The sequence below is a fragment of the Variovorax boronicumulans genome (assembly GCF_040544675.1).
Classification (GTDB): Bacteria; Pseudomonadota; Gammaproteobacteria; order Burkholderiales; family Burkholderiaceae_C; genus Variovorax; species Variovorax boronicumulans_D.
The window spans coordinates 402,578-421,776 of sequence record NZ_JBEPKK010000002.1; the positions used below are offsets into that span (position 1 = coordinate 402,578).

A 19,199-nucleotide genomic window follows, 5' to 3' on the forward strand; every position below is an offset into this window, starting at 1 on the left:
ATGTCTCACGCAGACAAGGGCCTGGGGAATCTCCTGCTCGAACGGGTCGCCGCCGCCCCCGCCAAGACCGCGCTTCGCTTCCTGCGCCAGGGCGAAGAACAGACCGAAGCCCTCAGCTACGAAGCCCTGTATGCGCGCGCCGCCCGCCTCGCGCATGCGCTGGCCGCGCACCAGCCGCGCGGCAGCCGCGCGCTGCTGCTGTTCGATGCCGGCATCGACTTCGTCGTCGCCTTCTGGGCCTGCACGCAGGCCGGCATGGTCGCCGTGCCTGCGCCGCTGCCCAAGCTCAACCGCAGCCTGCGCTGGTACGAACACATCGTGCAGGACGCGCAGATCGGCTGCGTGATCGGCGAGCCCGCGCTGCAGGCGCGCCTGGCTCCGGCCTTCGCAGCCAGCCCGCCGCTGCGCGCACTGCACTGGTTCTTCGAAGACCCGACGCGGCCCGCGCTGCCGCTGGTCGATGCGCGCGGCGAGGACCTCGTGTTCCTCCAGTACACCTCCGGCTCCACCGGCGCGCCCAAGGGCGTGCGCGTGTCGCATCGCAACCTCCTGGCCAACGAGGCCGTGATCCAGTCGATCTGGCGCAACGACGCCAACTCGGTCATCGTGAGCTGGCTGCCGCACTTCCACGACATGGGGCTGATCGGCAAGATCCTGCAGTCGCTCTACCTCGGTGCCGAGCTCGTGCTGATGCCGCCGGCCGCGTTCATCCAGCGGCCCGCGCGCTGGCTGGAGGCGATCACGCGCTACCGCGGCACCAACAGCGGCGCGCCCAACTTCGCCTACGAGGCCTGCCTGCGCGACGTCGGCGACGCGCAGCTCGCCGAACTCGACCTCGCGAGCTGGCAGGTCGCGTGGAACGGCGCCGAGCCTGTACGCGCCCGCACGCTGAATGCCTTCGCCGATCGGTTCGCCGCCTGCGGTTTCCGTGGCGAGGCGTTGAGTGCTTCCTACGGCCTGGCTGAAGCCACGCTGATCGTCGCCAGTGCCAGCACCGGGCCCACGCCGTTGCTGCGCGTCGACGCGGCGGCGCTGCAGCGTGGCCGCGCGCAGGTGCTCGAACGCGCACAGGCCGGCACACCCGCGCTCGACTGCGCCACCGACGATTGCTGGCTGGTCGGCTGTGGTCCCTGCGTGCCGGACCACCGGCTGCGCATCGTCGATCCCGACACGCGCAAGCCGCGCGAGAGCGGCGAAGTCGGCGAGGTCTGGTTTGCCGGCGCCAGCGCATCGGGCGGCTACTGGGGCCAGGCGCAGGCGAGCGAGGACACCTGCCACGCACATCTGGCGGACGATGCCGGCGACGCCACGCCCTACCTGCGCACCGGCGACCTCGGTTTCATCGACGACGCCGACGGCCAGCTCTACATCGTCGGGCGCATGAAGGACATGCTCGTGATCCGCGGCGCCAACCATGCGCCGCAGGACATCGAGCACAGCGTCGCCACCAGCGACGCCGCTTTCGTGCCCGACGGCTGCGCCGCGTTCTCGGTGATCGCCGGCGGCGAAGAGCAATTGGTCGTCGTGCAGGAACTGCGACGCAGCCATGCGCGCAACATCGATGGCACCGCGCTGCTGCGCCGCGTGCGCGAGGTCGTCGCGACGAACCACGAGCTGCAGCTGTTCGCGCTGTGCCTGATCGTGCAGGCCCACTTGCCCAAGACCACCAGCGGCAAGGTGCAGCGCCGCCTGTGCCGCACGCTGTTCCTCGAAGATCGGCTCGAAAGCGTTCACGCATGGCGCCGGGGCGAAGTCGACGCGCAGCAGGCGCTGCTGGCCGACGCGGCGCACCAGAGCCGGCGCTACGGCGCGGTCGGGCTCGCGGCGCCGCGGCGCGACGAAGCGGCCGCGCTCGATTGGCTCGAACAGTGGATGACCGCGCACTGCGACGCCGACCCGGACGGTTTCGACCCCGACCTGAGCTTCGCCGCCCGCGGCATCGATTCCGCGATGACCGTGCGCATGGTCCATGCGCTGGCCCAGTGGAGCGGCCTCCCGCTCGAGCCCGAGGTCGCCTGGAACTACCCGACGCCCACCGCGCTGGCCGCCCATCTCGCGTCCCATCCCGAACCCGCGCCGGACAGCTCGCGCGAGAAAGCGCTCGCATGACAGAAGACCCACGCAACGAACCCATCGCCATCGTCGGTGCCGCCTGTCGCCTGCCCGGCGGCGTGCACGACCTCGACAGCTACTGGGCCCTGCTGCGCGACGGCCGCGATGCGCTCGTGCCCGTGCCGCCCGAGCGCTGGGACCGCGCGGCCTTCTTCGATGCCGATCCCGATGCGCCCGGCAAGTGCTATGTCGACCAGGCCGGCTTTGTCGCCGACGTCGACCGCTTCGATGCCGCCTTCTTCGCGATCCAGCCCGACGAGGCCGCCGCCATGGACCCGCAGCATCGCCTGCTGCTGGAGACCGCGTGGCATGCGCTGGAGTCGGCCGCGCTCGTGCCCGACGCCCGCTTCGGCGAGCGCACCGGGCTCTTCGTCGGCCTGTGCACCGACGACTACGCGCAGCTCGGCCTGCCGATGCACGCGCTGTCGGCCGTGTCGGCGCACCAGCAGCTCGGCGGCATGCGCGCGCTCGCGGCGGGGCGCGTCGCCTATCACCTGAACCTGCAGGGGCCGGTGATGCAGCTCGACACCACCTGCTCCTCGTCGCTGCTCGCGGTGCACCAGGCCTGCCGCAGCCTGCGCAGCGGCGAGACCGACTGCGCGCTCGCCGGCGGCGTGAACCTGATCCTCTCGCCGGCGCCGATGGTGGCGATGAGCCGCCTGCGCGCGCTGTCCCCCAGCCAGCGCAGCCGCGCCTTCTCCGCCGATGCCGACGGCTATGCGCGCGGCGAAGGTGTGGGTCTGGTGGTGCTCAAGCGGCTGTCGGATGCGCAGCGCGCGGGCGATCCCGTGATCGCGGTGATCCGCGGCTCGGCCATCAACCACGACGGGGCGAGCAACGGGCTCACCGCGCCCAACGGGCTCGCGCAGGAACGTGTCATCGTCGCCGCGCTGCGCGATGCGGGCGTGGCGCCGTCGGCGGTGGGCTATGTCGAGGCGCACGGCACGGGCACGCTGATGGGCGATCCGATCGAGGTCGGCGCGCTGGCGCGTGCCTATGCGCCGGGACGCGACGGCGCGCACTCGCCCCTGTGGATCGGCTCGACCAAGTCCAACATCGGGCACCTTGAAGCCGCTGCCGGCATCGCGGGACTGCTCAAGCTGTGCGCGGCGCTGCGGCATCGGCAACTGCCGGCGAGCCTGCACGTGCAGCGGCTGAATCCGCACGTGCCGTGGGACCGCGTTCCGGTGCGCGTTGCGACCGGTCTGCAGGACTGGTCCGCGCCTTCGGGCGGCGCGCGCTGCGCGGCAGTCAGCGCCTTCGGGCTGAGCGGCACCAATGTGCACGTGGTGGTCGAGGAGGCGCCGATCCCTGGCGCAACCGTTCCAGCTTCATCAACCTGCCTGCTGCCGTTGTCGGCCCGCACGCCCGAGGCCTTGCGTGCGCTCGCCCGGCGCTACCGCGACCTGCTGACCGATGACGCTGGCATCGACCTGCGCACCCTGTGCTTCAGCACCGCCACCGGACGCAAGGCCTTCGCGCAGCGCCTCGTGATCGCGGCCGACAGCACGGCGCAGGCTGTCGAGCGCCTGGATGCATGGCTGGCCGATGCGGCCGCACTCGGCGACGACAGCGGAATGCCGCCCGCGCTGCGCGATGCGGCGCAGGCGTGGTTGCGCCGCAAGCCCGTGGACTGGACCTCACTGTTCGAAGGGCACGACGGCCGCCGCTGCGCCGTGCCGCGCTATCCGTTCGCGCGCGAACGCCACTGGCTCGCGCAGCAATGGTCGTTCACCGGCGAGACCTTGCCGGCGACCACCCCCAGCCTGCTGCACGCATTGCGCTGGCAACCATGGGCAGCGCAGCGCGGCAGGCTCACGTCCTGCCTCATCCTCGGCGCCGACTCCTTGTCCGCCCGAACGCTGGCCGACACCTTGCGCGATCGCGGTACCGACGTCACGCAGGCCATGGCGCCGACGCTGCGGCCCGACACCACGGCCGAAGCCTGCATCTGGCTCGCCCCCGACAACCACTCGATCGAAGCGACGCTCGACGAACTCGCCACCGTCGCGCAATGGGTGAACGCCCGGCCTGCCGCGCCACGGCTGTGGATCGTCACGCGCCAGGCCTTCACCGACAACGAGGCCTCGGACCTGACGGGCGCCGCGATCTGGGGTTGGGCGCGCTCGGCGCGGCTCGAACTCGGCGCGCGCTGGGGCGGGCTGGTGGACCTGCCGGCCGGCGATGCGGCCCGATCGCACGAACGGCTCGCCGAGTGCCTTGCGGCACAGACGACGGAAGACGAATTCATCGTCCGCGTCGATGGCACGGCCATCGAAGTCCCACGGCTCGAAGCCGCGACCCGGCCCGTCGATGACGCCGCCTTCACCTGCGACCCCTCCGGCAGCTATCTGCTGACCGGCGGCCTCGGCGCGCTCGGCATGGCCCTGGCGGAAGAGCTGGTGCAGGCCGGTGCCCGCCACCTGGTGCTGGCCTCGCGCGAAGGACCCGAGCGCCTGGCGCGCGACGCCGACTGCGCCGCGCGTGTATCGGCATGGCAGGCGCGCGGCGTGGCCGTCGACGTGCGGCGCCTCGACGCATCGCAGGCCACCGAGGTGGCCGATTGCCTCGCGCAACTGGCACGCGACGGACGCCGTCTCAAAGGCATCGTGCACGCCGCCGGCGCCCTCGATCGCGGTCCGCTGGCGGGCCTTCTGCAACCGGCCGCACCGCGCACCGGCTGGCATGCCAAGGTGGACGGCGCACGCCATCTCGACCGCCTGAGCCGCGGCGCCGCGCTCGACTTCTTCTGGCTCTGCTCCTCGGTCACCGCGCTGTGGGGCATGCCTGCGCTCGCAACTTACGGCGCCGCCAACGCCTGCCTCGACGCGATCGCGGTGGGGCGCCGCGCCGAAGGCCTGCCGGCCCTGTCGCTGCGCCTGGGCCGCTTCGAGGTCGCGGGCATGATGAGCGACGCCGATGCCGCAGGGCTGGACGTCATCGGCATCGCGCCGATGCGGCTGCGCGATGCGATGGCCGCCATCCGCAGCGCCGCGCAACAGGACGCGCCCGTGGCCACGCTGGTCGCGGCCGATTGGCCCCGCTTCGCGCGCCATCGCCGCGAGCATGGCCCGGCCATGCTGTTCACGCAACTGGCCGGCGATGCAGCCCCTGTCGCCACCGACATCGCCCCGCCGACCACCGACCGCCACGCCTGGCTCGCGCGCACCATCGCCGAAGCGATGAAGCTGCCGGTGGCACAGGTCGCCGACACCGGCAACCTGTTCGAACTCGGCCTCAACTCTCTGATGTCGATCGTGATCCGCCGGAAGATCGAAGCGGCCTGGGGATTGTCGACCGCAGCGACGCTGATGTTCGAGCACCCGAGCGTCGATGCGCTGGCCACCTGGCTGGCCAGGCACTCGCAACAGCCGCAAGCCGCTGCGCGCGATGCCGGCCCGCCACGCACCGTCTTCCTGTTCAGCGGCCAGGGGAACGTGCACGCCGGCATGGGCCGCGATTTCTATGCGCAGGCGCCAGGCTTTCGCCACACGGTCGACGAATGCTGCGCGCAGCTGCAAGCGGAATTCGGCTACGACCTGCGCGAGCGGCTGTTCAGCACCGATCCCGAGGCCCTGTCCCGCACCGGCGATGCCCAGCCCGCGCTGTTCGTGGTCGAGCTCGCGATGGCGCGCCTGTGGGAAGCGCAGGGCGTGCGCGCGGACTGCCTGCTCGGGCACAGCATGGGCGAGTTCGCCGCCGCCTGCCTCGCGGGCGTGTTCTCGCAGGCCGATGCGCTGCGGCTGGTGATGGCGCGCGCGCGGCTGGTGCAGGCGCTGCCGGAAGACGGCGGCATGTACGCGGTGTTCGCGCCGCGGCAGGCGGTCGACGCCGCGCTCGCACGCTGGCCCGGGCTCTCGCTCGCGGCCGTCAACTCGTCGCGCCAGTTCGTGCTCTCGGCCGACAACGCCACGCTCGCGGACTGCATCCCCGCGCTCCAGCAGGAGGGCATCTCCTGCCAGCCGCTGATGATGCGTCATGCCTTCCACTCGCCCCGGCTGCGCCCCATGCACGCGGCCTTTGCCGAAGTCGCGCGTTCGCTGCGCTTCAGCCCGCCCAAGCGGCCGCTGATCTCGACCGTGACCGGCATGCCGGCCGGCGACGACATCGCAACGCCGGCGTACTGGGTCCACCACATCGAAGCCACCGTGCGCTTCGACGAGGCGATGCGGCTCGCGCTGCGCGAAGGCGGCAACCGCTTCATCGAGATCGGGCCGCGCGATGCGTTGACCGGGATCGCGCAAGAGCTGGCAGGCGAAGTCGATGCGGCGAGCGGCGAAGGTCCCATGCAGCGCGAGTTCATCGCCTCGCTCCCCCGCGACGAGCATGGCGCCTTCGAAGCCTGGGAGTCCGCGGTGCAGCGCCTGCGTCCCACCGCGCTGCTCGCACCCGATCCCGCACGGCGCCACGACCCCTTCCCGATGACGCCGATGCAGCAGGCCTACTGGCTCGGACGCCATGCCGCCGTGGCGGGCGGGCAGGTCGCGATCCACATGTACCTGGAGCTCGATGTGCCCGCGCTCGACGTGGCGCGCATGGAGCAGGCCTGGAACGCACTGATCGCGCGCCACGACATGCTGCGCGCGATCGCATTGCCCGACGGCTCGCAGCAGGTGCTGGCCGAGGTGCCGCGCATCGCGCTTGCCTGCCATGACGCGCGCGATGCCGACGATGCGCAGCTTGCGGCGCACCTGTCCGAGGTGCGCGGCGTGCTGTCGCACCGCAATGTCGCGCTCGACCGCTGGCCGCTGTTCGATATTCGCGCGACGCACCTGCCCGGCGATGTGTCGCGGCTGCATATCAGCCTCGACGGCTGGTGCCTCGATGGCTGGAGCTACCAGATCCTGTTCCACGAGTTGCATCGGCTCTACGTCGATCCGCAAGCGAACCTGCGCCCGTTGAGCCTGGGCTTTCGCGACTACGTGCTGGGCCTGCAGGAACTGGAGAAGGGGGAAGCGCACGCGGCGGCGCTGCAACGCTGGCAGCAGCGGCTGCCGACACTGCCGCCTGCACCGCGCCTGCCGCTGTGCGAGGTCCATGGCATTGCGCCATTGCAAGGTGGATTCAATCGCTGGCAGCGCCAGCTCGACAGCACCGTCTTTGCCGGCTTGCAACGGCATGCGGCGCGCCATTCGCTCACCGCCGCGACCGCGATGCTCGCCGCCTATGCGCGCGTGCTGAGCCGCTGGAGCGAATCCACCGACATCGCGCTCAACGTTCCGCGCTTCAACCGCCAGCCGTTGCATCCCGACGTGCCGCACCTGGTGGGCGAGTTCGCTTCCTTCACGCTGCTGGCCGTGCGCCGCCGTGCGGGCGAGGACTTCGCGACGCAGGCGCGCGGCTTGCAGGCACAGCTGTGGGAAGACATGGAAGGCACGCCGGTCGCCGGCGTCACGCTGCTGCGCGAGCTCAACCGCCTTCACCGGCTGCAGGCGAGGGAGCACGGCGAAGCCACGGGCCCGGTGCTGATGCCATATGTCTTCACCAACATGCCCGAGGAAGCGCTCGACGGCTCGCAGATCGGGCTGCTCGATGCCTGGGGCGCCGACGGCCGCATCCACGACTTCATCACGCAGACCCCGCAGGTCTGGCTCGACTGCCAGTACCACCTGCGCGATGGCGGGCTGTTCGTGTTTTGGGATGCGCTCGACAACGTCTTCGCACCGGGACTGCTCGACGCGCTGTTCGAAGCCTACGTCGGCCTGCTGACGAAGCTCGCGCACGACGATGCGGCCTGGACCGAGGTCGATCCGTTGCCGCTGCCCACCGCGCAGGCGCAGGTACGCGATCGCATCAACGGCGTGGTGCGCGCGCTGCCGCAGGACACGCTGTACGACCGTTTCGCGCGAAGCGTTGAACAGCACGGGGCGCGCCCCGCGGTGCTCGGCGAGGGCTGGACCCTGAGCTATCGCGAACTCGACACCCAGGCCAGCCGCTTGGCCGGCCGCATCCTGCGGACGCTTGGCGAACGCGCGCCCGATGCCGGCCCCCCTGTGGTGGCCGTGGTCATGCGCAAGGGATGGCAGCAGGTCGCCGGCGTGCTCGCTGTGCTTGCGGCCGGCGGCGTGGTGCTGCCGCTCGATCCCGAGATGCCGGCGTCGCGGCTCGCGTGGATGCTCGGCGATGCGGACGCCGCGCTGGTGGTCGTGCGCGAAGGCGGTCCCGTGTTGCCCGAGGGTCATGCGCTGCAGCAACTGGTCGTCGAAGAACACGCGACGCCGCACGCCACCGGCATTTCACTGCCTCTGCGCGCACATGACGGCCTCGCTTTCATCATCTACACCTCGGGCTCCAGCGGCGAGCCCAAGGGCGCACGCATCGGCGAGCCCGGCCTGCTGAACTCCGTCGACTTCACGATAGAGCGCTTCGGCATCGGCAGCGCCGACCGCCTGCTGGCCCTCACGCCGCTGCACCACGACATGGCCTGCTTCGACCTGTTCGGCGCGCTGAGCGTCGGCGCGGGGATCGTCATGCCCGAGCCCGTGGGCACCAAGGACCCCGGCCACTGGCTGCGCCTGATGCAGGCGCACGGCGTGAGCGTGTGGAACAGCGTGCCGGCGATGCTCGACATGCTGCTGAGCCATGCCGAGAGCGATGCGGCGATGGCGCGCGAGGCCTGCGGCGCGCTGCGCCTGGCCTTCCTTGGCGGCGACTGGATCGCGCTCACGTTGCCTGCGCGGCTGCAACGCCTGAATGCGGCCGCGCGCGTCGTCAGCGTCGGCGGCCCGACCGAGACCACGCTGTGGAACGTGATGCACGAGGTCGAGGCGCTCGATCCGCACTGGCGCAGCATTCCCTACGGCCGGCCGATCGCCAACACGCGCTACCACGTGCTCGACGACCTGCTCGAAGAGCGCCCCGACGGCGTGATCGGGGAGATGCACGTCTGCGGCATCGGCGTGGCGCAGGGCTATGTCGGCGATCCGGCGCGCAGTGCTGCCGTGTTCCTGCGCCATCCGCGCACCGGCGAGCGCATGTACCGCACCGGCGACCTCGGCCGCTACGGCGCCGACGGCACGCTCGAATTCATGGGTCGGCGCGACCGGCAGGTCAAGATCTCGGGCGTGCGCATCGAGCCCGCGGAGATCGAGGCCGCGCTGCTGCGCCATCCGGGCGTGACGGCCGTGGCCGCGGTGATCGTCGGCGACGGCACGCACCGCAGGCTCGCCGCGGTGTGGGTGCCGAAGGCCGGCACACCGGCCGATGCCGAGGCGCTGCGGCTGCATGCCGCCGCCGAACTGCCGCTTGCGCTGCGGCCCACCGCCTGGCTGCCGCTGCCGGCGCTGCCGCTGACCGCGAACGGCAAGGTCGATCGCCGCGCGATCGCCGCCTTCGTGCTCGCCGCCGTCGCACCGCAAGCGCCCCGGACACCCGCCTCGCCGGAGCGCATGAACGCCGTCCAGCAGCAGATCGCCCGCCTGTGGGCCGACCTGCTCGAACGCCCGAGCGTCGGCCTGCGCGAGAACTTCTTCGATGCGGGCGGCAACTCGCTGCTCGCGACGCAACTGTTCGTGCAGCTGCGCGCCGCCTGGCCGCGCATCGCCTCGGTGGTCACGCTCTACGAGCACCCGACCGTCGAGGCGCTGGCTGCGCATCTGCAACCTGGCGAGCACGCGGCACCGCGCAGCGGCGCATTGCCGGCGGCCGCGTCGCGCGGCGAACGGCGGCGCGCGCTGCACCAGGGCACGGCCCCATCCAACCAACTTCCACAGCTGCCATGACACCTGCACACCACGATCTCCCCGTCGATCCGTCCCTTCAAGGGACCCTCGCCATCGTCGGCATGGCCGGCCGCTTCCCGGGCGCCGAGGACATCACGACGCTCTGGCGCCACGTCTGCGAAGGCCGCGACGTGCGCGACACCACGGCGCAGGGCTCCGGCTACCTGTTGCAAGGCATCGAGGACTTCGCGGCCGACTTCTTCGAAGTGCCGCCGCGCCAGGCGCGGATGCTCGATCCGCAGCACCGCGTGTTCCTCGAGACCGTGTGGCACGCGCTCGAGAACGCGGGCTACGTGCCCGACCGTTGTCCGGGCCATGTGGGCATCTACGCGGGCTCGAACTTCAACAACTACATGTTCCATGTGGCGGACAACTTCGACCTCGATGCCATCGAGACCTACCTCGAAGCGATGATCGCCAACGACAAGGACTACCTCACCTCGCGCGTCGCGCACAAGCTGGGCTTCAGCGGGCCGGCGGTGACCGTGTCGACCTCGTGCTCGACCTCGCTGGTGGCGATTGCGACCGCCTGCCAGAGCCTGCTCGACTTCCAGTGCGACATGGCGATCGCGGGCGGCGCCGGCCTCAACGTGCCGCAGCAGCGCATCTACCGCGACTACAAGGAAGGCGGCATGTCGCGCGACGGCGCCTGCCATGCCTTCGATGCCGACGCGACCGGGGTGGTGCATGGCAACGGCGTGGGCGTGCTGGTGCTCAAGCGCACCGAGGACGCGCTGCGCGACGGCGACGCGATCGTCGCGCTGGTGCGCGGCTTCGCGGTCAACAACGACGGCGCGCGCAAGGTCGGCTATTCGGCGCCCAGCGTCGAAGGGCAGGCCGAGGTGCTGGCCGAGGCGCTCGCGATGGCGGGCGTGGACCCGGCCTCGGTGGGCTACATCGAGGCGCACGGCACGGGCACGCCGGTGGGCGATCCGATCGAGTTCGCGGCGCTGTCGCGGGTCTATGGCGAGCAGGGTGCCAAGCGCTGCGCGCTGGGTTCGCTCAAGACCCACGTGGGCCATCTGGGCGCCGCCGCGGGCGTGGCCGGCAGCATCGTCGCGGCGCTGGCCTTGCAGCGGCACACCGTGCCGCCGATGCTGCACTACACGCGGCCCAATCCTTCGATCGACCTGGCGGGCAGCCCCTTCGAGGTGCTGACGCAGGCGCGCGACTGGCCGGCCCAGGCGCAGCCGCGCCGGGCGGCGGTGAGCTCCTTCGGCATCGGGGGGACCAATGCGCATCTGGTGCTGGAAGAAGCGCCGCAGCTGGTGCCGGTGCAGCCTGCTACGGGCACGCAGCTGGTGGCGCTGTCCGCGCGCAGCCGCGAAGAACTGGACCGCATGGCGCAGCGGCTGGCCGATCATCTCGAAGCGAATGCAGGCGCATCGCCGGCCGACGTCGCGTTCACGCTTGCGCACGGCCGCAAGGCCTTCAAACACCGCCGCACCGTGGCCTGCGACAGCGTGCAGGACCTCGTGCGCCAATTGCGCCAGTCCGCGCGCGTCACACCGGCTTCCGAGACGCCGCCAGCCATCGCCTTCATGTACCCCGGCATCGGCGCGCAGCACGCGGGCATGGGCGAGGCGCTCTATCGGCAGGAGGCCGTCTACCGCGACAGCATCGACCGCTGCGCCGCGTTGTTGCAGCCACTGCTCGGGCGCGACATCCGCTCGGCGCTGCAATCGGACGATGCGACCGATCTCGCCGATCCGCCCTTCGGCCTGGCCTGTGTGCTCGCGGTCGAGATCGCGCTGACCGAACTCTGGCGCAGCCGTGGCGTCGCGCCGTCCTGCCTGATCGGGCACAGCCTCGGCGAGTACGCGGCGGCCTGGGCTTCGGGCGTGTTCACGCTGCCGCAGGTGCTCGGGCTGGTGGTGCTGCGCGGGGAGCTGATCCGCCGCACCGCCGAAGGCGCGATGCTGGTGGTCAGCCTCGACGAGGCCGCGTTGCGCGCGATGCTGCCGGATGGCGTGTCGGTCGCTGCCGTCAATGCCGAGCGGCTCTGCATGGTGTCGGGCTCGACGCAGGACATCGCGGATTTCGAACGCATGCTCGGTGCGGCCAAGATCGTCACGCAGCGCCTGGGCGCGGACCGCGCGGCGCATTCGAGCCTGCTCGATCCGGTGCTCGACGAATTCAGGGCGGCCGTCGCGGCCATGCCGCTGCAGCCACCGGTCGTGCCTTTCATCTCGAACGTCACGGGCACCTGGATCACGCCCGCCGAAGCCACCAGCGCCGACTACTGGGTGCGGCATCTGCGCGAGACGGTGCGCTTCGCCGACGGCGTGGCTGTGCTGCTGAAGGAGGGCCGCCACGCGCTGCTCGAACTCGGCCCCGGGCGCGGCCTCGCCACGCTGGCCAAGCGCCACGCGCTGGCGCGCCGCGACCATTGCATCCTCGCGAGCCTGCATGGCGGCGAGAAGGCCGGTGACGACGCGCGCGCCTTCACGCAGGCACTGGGCGCGCTCTGGTGTGCCGGCGGCCCGGTGGAGATCGCGCGGCTGGTGGGCGACGCTTCGGCGAGGCGCATCGCGCTGCCGGTCTATCCCTTCGAGCGCCAGCGCTATTGGCTCGATCGCCGCGCGGCAGTCGCGGACGCATCGGCCAGCCTTGGCAAGCGCAGCGACATCGACAGCTGGTTCTACGTGCCCTCGTGGCGGCAGGCGCCCGCCCCAGCGAGCAGTGCCGCCGCGCATGGCGTCGAATGGCTCTTCGGCGTCGCGGGCGAATGGTTCGATGCGCTCGCGGCCAGCCGCCGCGACGAAGGCCACACCGTGGTCCGTGTCGAAGCCGCCGACGCATGGGAACGCGTGGGACGGACCCACTACCGCGTGCGCCCTGCCAACGACGAAGACCATGCGCGCCTGTTCGAAGCCGCGCTGGCAGACCACGGCACGCCCGCGCGCATCGTGCACGCGTGGGCCGCAGCGCCCCAAGCAGCCACTCGCGCGCAGGACGATGTGCTCGCATCGCCCGCGCAGCAACTGGGGCATGCGAGCCTGCTGTGCCTTTCGCGCGCACTCGCGGCGCGCGGACTCACCGGATCGGGCCTGGGCATCGCGGTGCTGTCGAGCCAGGTGTTCGGCGTCACCGGACAGGAACGGCTGGTGCCGGAGAAGGCGACGCTGCTGGGTCCGTGCAGGACCTGGCCTTATGAATTCCCGCAGCAGGGCTTCGTGCACATCGACCTCGACGAAACGCCGCAGCCCGGGCCGTGGATCGACGGCCTGATGCGCGACATCGATGGCGCCGCCGCGCAGACCGGCAACCTGCTCTCGCTGGCCTGGCGCCAGGGGCGGCGCTGGCGCTTCGGCGTCGAGGCGCTGAGCCTGCCGGCGCCATCGACCGACACGCCCGTGAGGGACCAGGGGCTCTACCTGATCACCGGCGCGTTCGGCGGCATCGGCAGCCTGGCCGCGCAGTGGCTGGCCAGCACCGCGAAGCAGCCGCGCCTCGTGCTGCTGAGCCGCAGTGCGCTGCCGCCGCGCGCGCAGTGGGCGGCGCTGCTGGCGGATGAAAGCGCCGAGGCGGCGCTGCGTGCGCGCATCCGCCAGGTGCAAGCGCTCGAAGCACTCGGCGCCGAGATCGAGACCGTGCAGGCCGACGTCGCCGACCGCACGCGCATGCAGGCCGTGCGCGCACAGATCACCGCGCGATTCGGCGACGCCCCGTTCCACGGCATCGTGCACGCGGCGGGCGTTCCGGGCGGCGGGCTGATGCAGCTCGAGGACAGCGCCGCCGACACGCGCAACCTGCGCGCCAAGGTCGACGGCACGCGCCTGCTGGCCGAGCTCTTCGACACGCCCTCGCTCGATTTCCTGATGCTGTGCTCCTCGCTCGGCGCGCTCGCGGGCACGCTGGGGCAGGCCGAGAACACGGCCGCCAACGCCTTCCTCGACGCCTTCGCGCAGGCCGGCCCTCTGCGCGCGGGCGTGGCGCGCAGCGTCAACTGGGACTACTGGCTGGAGGTCGGCATGATCCTCGAGCTGGCCGAGCGGCACCACCGCATCACCGGCGGAGAGATCGAGACCGGCATCCGCCCGGCGGAAGCGCCCGGCTGCTTCGAGCGCGTGCTGCGCGCCGGGCTGCCGCAGATGGTGGTATCGACCGCCGATTTCCCCGCGCTGCTGGCCGCGCGCGCGAAGGCGGCAGGGCAGGCCCTGGCCGTGTTCGAGAACGCCGACCTGCGGCGCGATGCGGACGCACCGGGCCGGCCGCTCGACGGCCCACCCTATGCGCCGCCGACCAACGCGATCGAACGCGTGCTCGCGCTGCTGTGGCAGGAGCGGCTGGGCATCGAACGCATCGGCATCGACGACGAATTCCTTGCGCTGGGTGGGGACTCGATGCTCGCGCTGCCGCTGATGGCGGAGATGCGCGAGGCCTTGCAGTTCGACTTGCCGGTGCGGACCTTGTTCGCCGAGCAGAGCATCGCGCGCATCACGCGGCACATCGTCGGCAACGAGGCGCAGCCCGGGCTGACCGAGCGTGTGGCGGCGGTCTATCTGCAGGTGCGGGGGATGTCGTCGGAGCAATTGGCGGCAGCGCTGAACGAAGAGGTGACAGCATGAGCAGCACGAGTCTCAACGCGCAGCAGCGTGCCCTGATGCAAAAACTTCTGCGCGGCGCCGGTGTCGCCATGGCGCCACCCACCGAAGCCACGGTCCCGCGCATCGAACCCGACACCGCACACCGCCACGATCCCTATCCCCTGACCGACATCCAGCAAGGCTACCTGCTCGGCCGCAGCCGCCACTTCGTGCTGGGCAACGTCTCCAGCCACGCCTACCTCGAGTACGAGATAGAAGGCCTCGACATCGAGCGCTACCGCATGGCCTGGCAACAGGTGATCGCGCGCCACGACATGCTGCGCACGGTGGTGCACGACAGCGGCCGGCAGCAGACGCTGTCCGAGGTGCCGCCGTTCGAAGTCGCGGTGCAGGACCTGCGCGGCCTCGATGAAGCCGAGCGCGAACGCGCGCTGCTCGCGCTGCGCGAGAAGATGTCGCACGAAGTGCGCCCCGCCGACTGCTGGCCGCTGTTCGACGTGCGTGTGAGCCTGATCGGCGGCGACCGCCAGCGCATCCACTGGAGCTTCGATGCGATCGTCTCGGACGTCTACAGCAACTTCATCTTCCAGGAGGAGCTGCTGCGCTGCTACCAGGATCCGCAGCTGCGGTTGCCGCGCACTACGCTGAGCTTTCGCGACTACGTGCTCGCGCTCAAGGCGCAGGAAACCACCGAGACCTACGCCCGCGCGCAGCGCCATTGGGATGCGCGGATCGAGACACTGCCCGCCGCGCCCGCGCTGCCGCTCGCGAAGGAGCTGGCCGAACTCAAGCAGCCGCATTTCACGCGCTTGCGCTTCCGCCTGCCGCAACCGGCCTGGGAGGCCTTTCGCCAGCAGTCGCGCGCGATCGGCGTCACCACCACCGTGGCGCTGCTCACGGCCTTCTCGCATGTGCTGCGGCGCTGGAGCCGCGAGTCGCGCTTCACGCTCAACATGACGCTGTTCAACCGCCAGCCCTGGCATCCGGAGATGAACGCGATCGTCGGCGACTTCACGGCGACGATGCTGCTGGGCGTCGAGGCGCTGGCCGATGGGCAGGACAGCGCGTTCGCAAGCCGCGCGCGGCGCATCCAGGACCGCTTCCTCGACGACCTGGAGCACCGTCTCTACAGCGGCGTGCGCGTGCTGCAGGCCTGGGCCAGCCGGTCGCCAGGCCAGGGCCAGAAGCTCGCGCCCGTGGTGTTCACGAGCGCGCTGCAGGTGGGCGACGTGAGCGAACAGCTCGACACCGGGCGCGAGCAGCTCGGCCGCCTGAGCTACTCGATCACGCAGACGCCGCAGGTTCTGCTCGACCACCAGGTGTACGAGGAGGGCGGTTGCCTGTGCATCCACTGGGACCATGTGGCCGAGGCCTTTCCGCCCGGACTCATCGACGCGATGTTCGAGGCCTACGCCGCGAACCTGCAGACGCTCGCGGCCGACGCGTCGGCCTGGCGGCGCGAACTCGCGGTGGCGCTGCCGCGCGTGCAGCAACAACGCCGCACGCAATACAACGCCACGCGCGACGAAACGCTCGCGGCCGAGGCCGATGAGCCGCTCTATGCGGCCTTCCTGCGCCAAGCCTCCGCGCGGCCTGAAGCCACGGCAGTGATCGATGGCACGACACGGATCGCCTACGGCGAGCTCGCGCGGCGTGCACAAGCCGTGGCCGCAGTGCTGCGCGCGGGCGGCGCCATGCCCGACACGCTGGTCGCGATCACCTGCCCCAAAGGCTGGCGCCAGGTGGTGGCGGCCCTCGGCATCCAGATGAGCGGCGCGGCCTACGTGCCGATCGACCCCGAACTGCCGCGCGCGCGCCGCGAGGAACTGCTGCAGCAGACCGGCGCCGCCTGGGTCGTGACCGACGCGCACACCGACGCCGCGCTCGAATGGCCCGCCGCATTGCGCCGCCTGGTCATCGACGACGCAGCACCCGCGTCCGACACCGCGATCAAGCCCTGGCCCTGCCGCGCCGACGACCTGGCTTACGTGATCTTCACCTCGGGCTCCACCGGCCGCCCCAAGGGCGTGGTGATGGACCACCGCGCGGTGCGCACCACATTGCTCGACCTGCAGGCGCGCCTCGCGCTCGAGGCATCGGACCGGGTGTTCGCGCTGTCGTCGCTGAGCTTCGACCTCTCGGTCTTCGACATCTTCGGCACGCTCGCGGCGGGCGCGGCCATCGTCATGCCGCGGGCGGGGCACGATCGCGACCCCTCGCACTGGTGGCAGTGCGTGCGCGAGCACGGCGTCTCGGTGTGGAACAGCGTGCCCGCGCTGATGGAGATGCTGCTGGCGCAGCGGCATGCGCCCGGCGCGCTCGACAGCGTGCGCGCCGTGCTGCTCAGCGGCGACTGGATCCCGCTCGCGCTGCCCGAGGCCGTGCACCGCGCCGCGCCGAAGGCTGCGCTGCTGAGCCTGGGCGGCGCGACCGAAGCTGCGATCTGGTCGATCCAGTACCCGGTGGCGCGCGTGCTTGAAGGCTGGCGCAGCATTCCCTACGGCATGCCGCTGGCGAACCAGAGCATCCACGTGCTCGACGATGCGATGCAGCCCTGCCCCGAGCATGTGGTCGGCCGTCTCTACATCGGCGGCGACGGACTCGCGCAGGGCTACTGGGGCGATGCGGCCAAGACGGCCGAGCGCTTCGTCACCCATCCGCGCACCGGAGAGCGCCTGTACTTCACCGGCGACCTCGGCAGCTTCCGCCCAGAAGGACACGTCGAGTTCCTGGGCCGCGAGGACTTCCAGGTCAAGGTCGGTGGCCACCGCATCGAGCTCGGCGAGATCGAGGCCGTGCTCGCGCGCCACGCGGCGGTGCGGCAGGCGGTGGTGCAGGTGGTTGCCGATCCCTCGGGCCAGCGCCGGCTGGTGGCCTATGTCGTGCCCGCCGACGCGGCCAAGGCGACGAACGCCGATCTGCAGGCCTTCCTGGCCGAGCACCTGCCGCGCTACATGCTGCCCGCGGCCTGGGTCCAGCTCGAGGGCGGGCTGCCGCTCTCGTCCAACGGCAAGGTCGACCGCCAGGCGCTGCCCGCGCCCGACTTCCAGGCGCAGCGCGCGGCCGCGCACGTCGCGCCGGCCGATGCGATGGAGCAGCGCATCGCCGCCATCGTCCAGCAGCGGCTGGCCTGCGGACCGGTGAGCGCGGAAGACAACTTCTTCGACATCGGTGCAAGTTCGCTCGACATCGTGGCGATGCACCAGGCGCTCGAAGAGCAACTCGGGCGCAGCCTGTCGGTCGTCGCCTTCTTCGAGCACGCGAGCGTGCGCGCGCTGGCGCGGCACCTGGGCAGCGACGCGCCGGCCGCCGAGGACAACAACCTGATGGCGCAGGCCCGCGAACGCGCCGCGCTCACGCGGCGCCGCCCGCAGCGACCGGCCACCGCCGGCCCTCAATTCGCCGAAGACAACCCATGAACTCATCCACACTTTCCGCGCCTTCCCACCTCGGCGCCCCGGTGCTCGAACACCCCGAGGCGGTGGCCGTCATCGGCATGGCCGGGCGCTTTCCGCAATCGCCCGACGTCGAGGCCTTCTGGCAGCACCTGGCGCAGGGCCACGAACTGATCCAGCGCTTCAGCGCCGACGAGCTGCGCGCCGCCGGCTTCGGCGCCGAGCAGGTCGCGCGGCCCGGCTTCATCGGCGCCGCCTCGGTGCTGGAAGACGCCGACGCCTTCGACGCCGATTTCTTCAAGGTCACGGCCGCCGAGGCCGAGCTGATGGACCCGCAGCACCGCGTGTTCCTCGAATGCTGCTGGCATGCGATGGAGAACGCGGGCTATGCGCCGGGCGATCCGGCCGCGGGCGAGGTCGGCGTGTACGCCGGCTGCGGCATCAGCACCTACATGATGGCGGCCGCGCCGCGCCTGACCGGCGGCGGCCAGACCTCGCTGCTGCAGCTCTTGGTGGGCAACGACAAGGACTACCTCGCCACGCGCGTGTCGTACAAGCTGCGGCTCACCGGGCCCAGCGTGTGCGTGCAGAGCGCCTGCTCGACCTCGCTGCTGGCGGTGCACATGGCGGCGCAGAGCGTGCTCGCCGGCGAATGCACGATGGCGCTGGCGGGCGGCGCCGACATCTCGGTGCCGCAGACCATCGGCTACGAGTACCAGGCCGGGATGATCTTCTCGCCCGACGGGCACTGCCGCGCCTTCGATGCGAAGGCCGGCGGCACCGTGGCCGGCAACGGCGCGGGCGTGGTGCTGCTCAAGCGGCTGGACCTGGCGCTGCGCGACGGCGACACCGTGCTCGCGGTGCTGCGCGGCTCGGCGGTCAACAACGACGGCGCCGACAAGATCGGCTACACCGCGCCCAGCGTGGCGGGGCAGGCGCGCGTGATTGCGCAGGCGCTGGCCGTGGCCGACGTGAGTCCCGACAGCATCGGCTACGTGGAAGCGCATGGCACGGGCACCGAGCTGGGCGACCCGATCGAGGTGCATGCGCTGGAGCGGGCCTTTCGCGGCGAGACGCGGCGCACCGGCTTCTGCGCGCTCGGCTCGGTCAAGACCAACATCGGCCACCTGAATGCGGCGGCCGGCATCGCGAGCTTCATCAAGACGGTGCTGGCGCTGCGGCACCGCGCGATTCCGCCCAGCCTGCACTACACACAGCCCAATCCGAAGATCGACTTCGCGCGCAGCCCGTTCTTCGTGAATGCCGAGTTGCGCGATTGGGAAGCGGGACCGACGCCGCGCCGCGCGGGGGTGAGCTCGTTCGGCTTCGGCGGCACCAACGTGCATGTGATCCTCGAGGAGGCGCCGACCGTGGCCGAGGTCGCGGCCTCCCAAGGCGCGGGGCTCATGCTGTTGAGCGCG

The 19,199-nt window shown here is 71.4% G+C and carries 5 protein-coding genes (1 of these 5 cut by a window edge); all 5 read left to right on the top strand.

What is annotated here, in order from left to right; genetic code table 11:
- Tightly spaced (each overlapping or abutting the next), the 5 genes in view from ABIC90_RS05080 to ABIC90_RS05100 form a layout consistent with a single transcriptional unit that may run on beyond the window.
- Positions 1-2,109 (top strand): AMP-binding protein, encoded by a 2,109-nt coding sequence (locus ABIC90_RS05080; protein ID WP_354352964.1) that lies wholly within the window; start codon positions 1-3, stop codon positions 2,107-2,109.
- Positions 2,106-9,833 carry a non-ribosomal peptide synthetase/type I polyketide synthase gene (locus ABIC90_RS05085; RefSeq protein ID WP_354352965.1) on the top strand — a complete coding sequence of 2,576 codons (7,728 nt, stop codon included), beginning with the start codon at positions 2,106-2,108 and terminating at the stop codon, positions 9,831-9,833. Before ABIC90_RS05080 ends, ABIC90_RS05085 begins: the two co-directional genes overlap by 4 nt.
- Positions 9,830-14,404: a type I polyketide synthase gene (locus ABIC90_RS05090; RefSeq protein ID WP_354352966.1), complete on the top strand. Its 4,575-nt coding sequence runs from the start codon at positions 9,830-9,832 to the stop codon at positions 14,402-14,404. The genes ABIC90_RS05085 and ABIC90_RS05090 overlap by 4 nt, the downstream gene beginning before the upstream one ends.
- Complete coding sequence (locus ABIC90_RS05095) at positions 14,401-17,802, top strand: non-ribosomal peptide synthetase (RefSeq protein ID WP_354352967.1); 3,402 nt, start codon at positions 14,401-14,403, stop codon at positions 17,800-17,802. Before ABIC90_RS05090 ends, ABIC90_RS05095 begins: the two co-directional genes overlap by 4 nt.
- Positions 17,799-19,199, top strand: partial view of a non-ribosomal peptide synthetase/type I polyketide synthase gene (locus ABIC90_RS05100; RefSeq protein WP_354352968.1) — the start only. It continues 8,373 nt past the right edge of the window; 1,401 of the gene's 9,774 nt are visible here — the first part of the coding sequence; the start codon lies at positions 17,799-17,801; its stop codon lies off the right edge, out of view. Before ABIC90_RS05095 ends, ABIC90_RS05100 begins: the two co-directional genes overlap by 4 nt.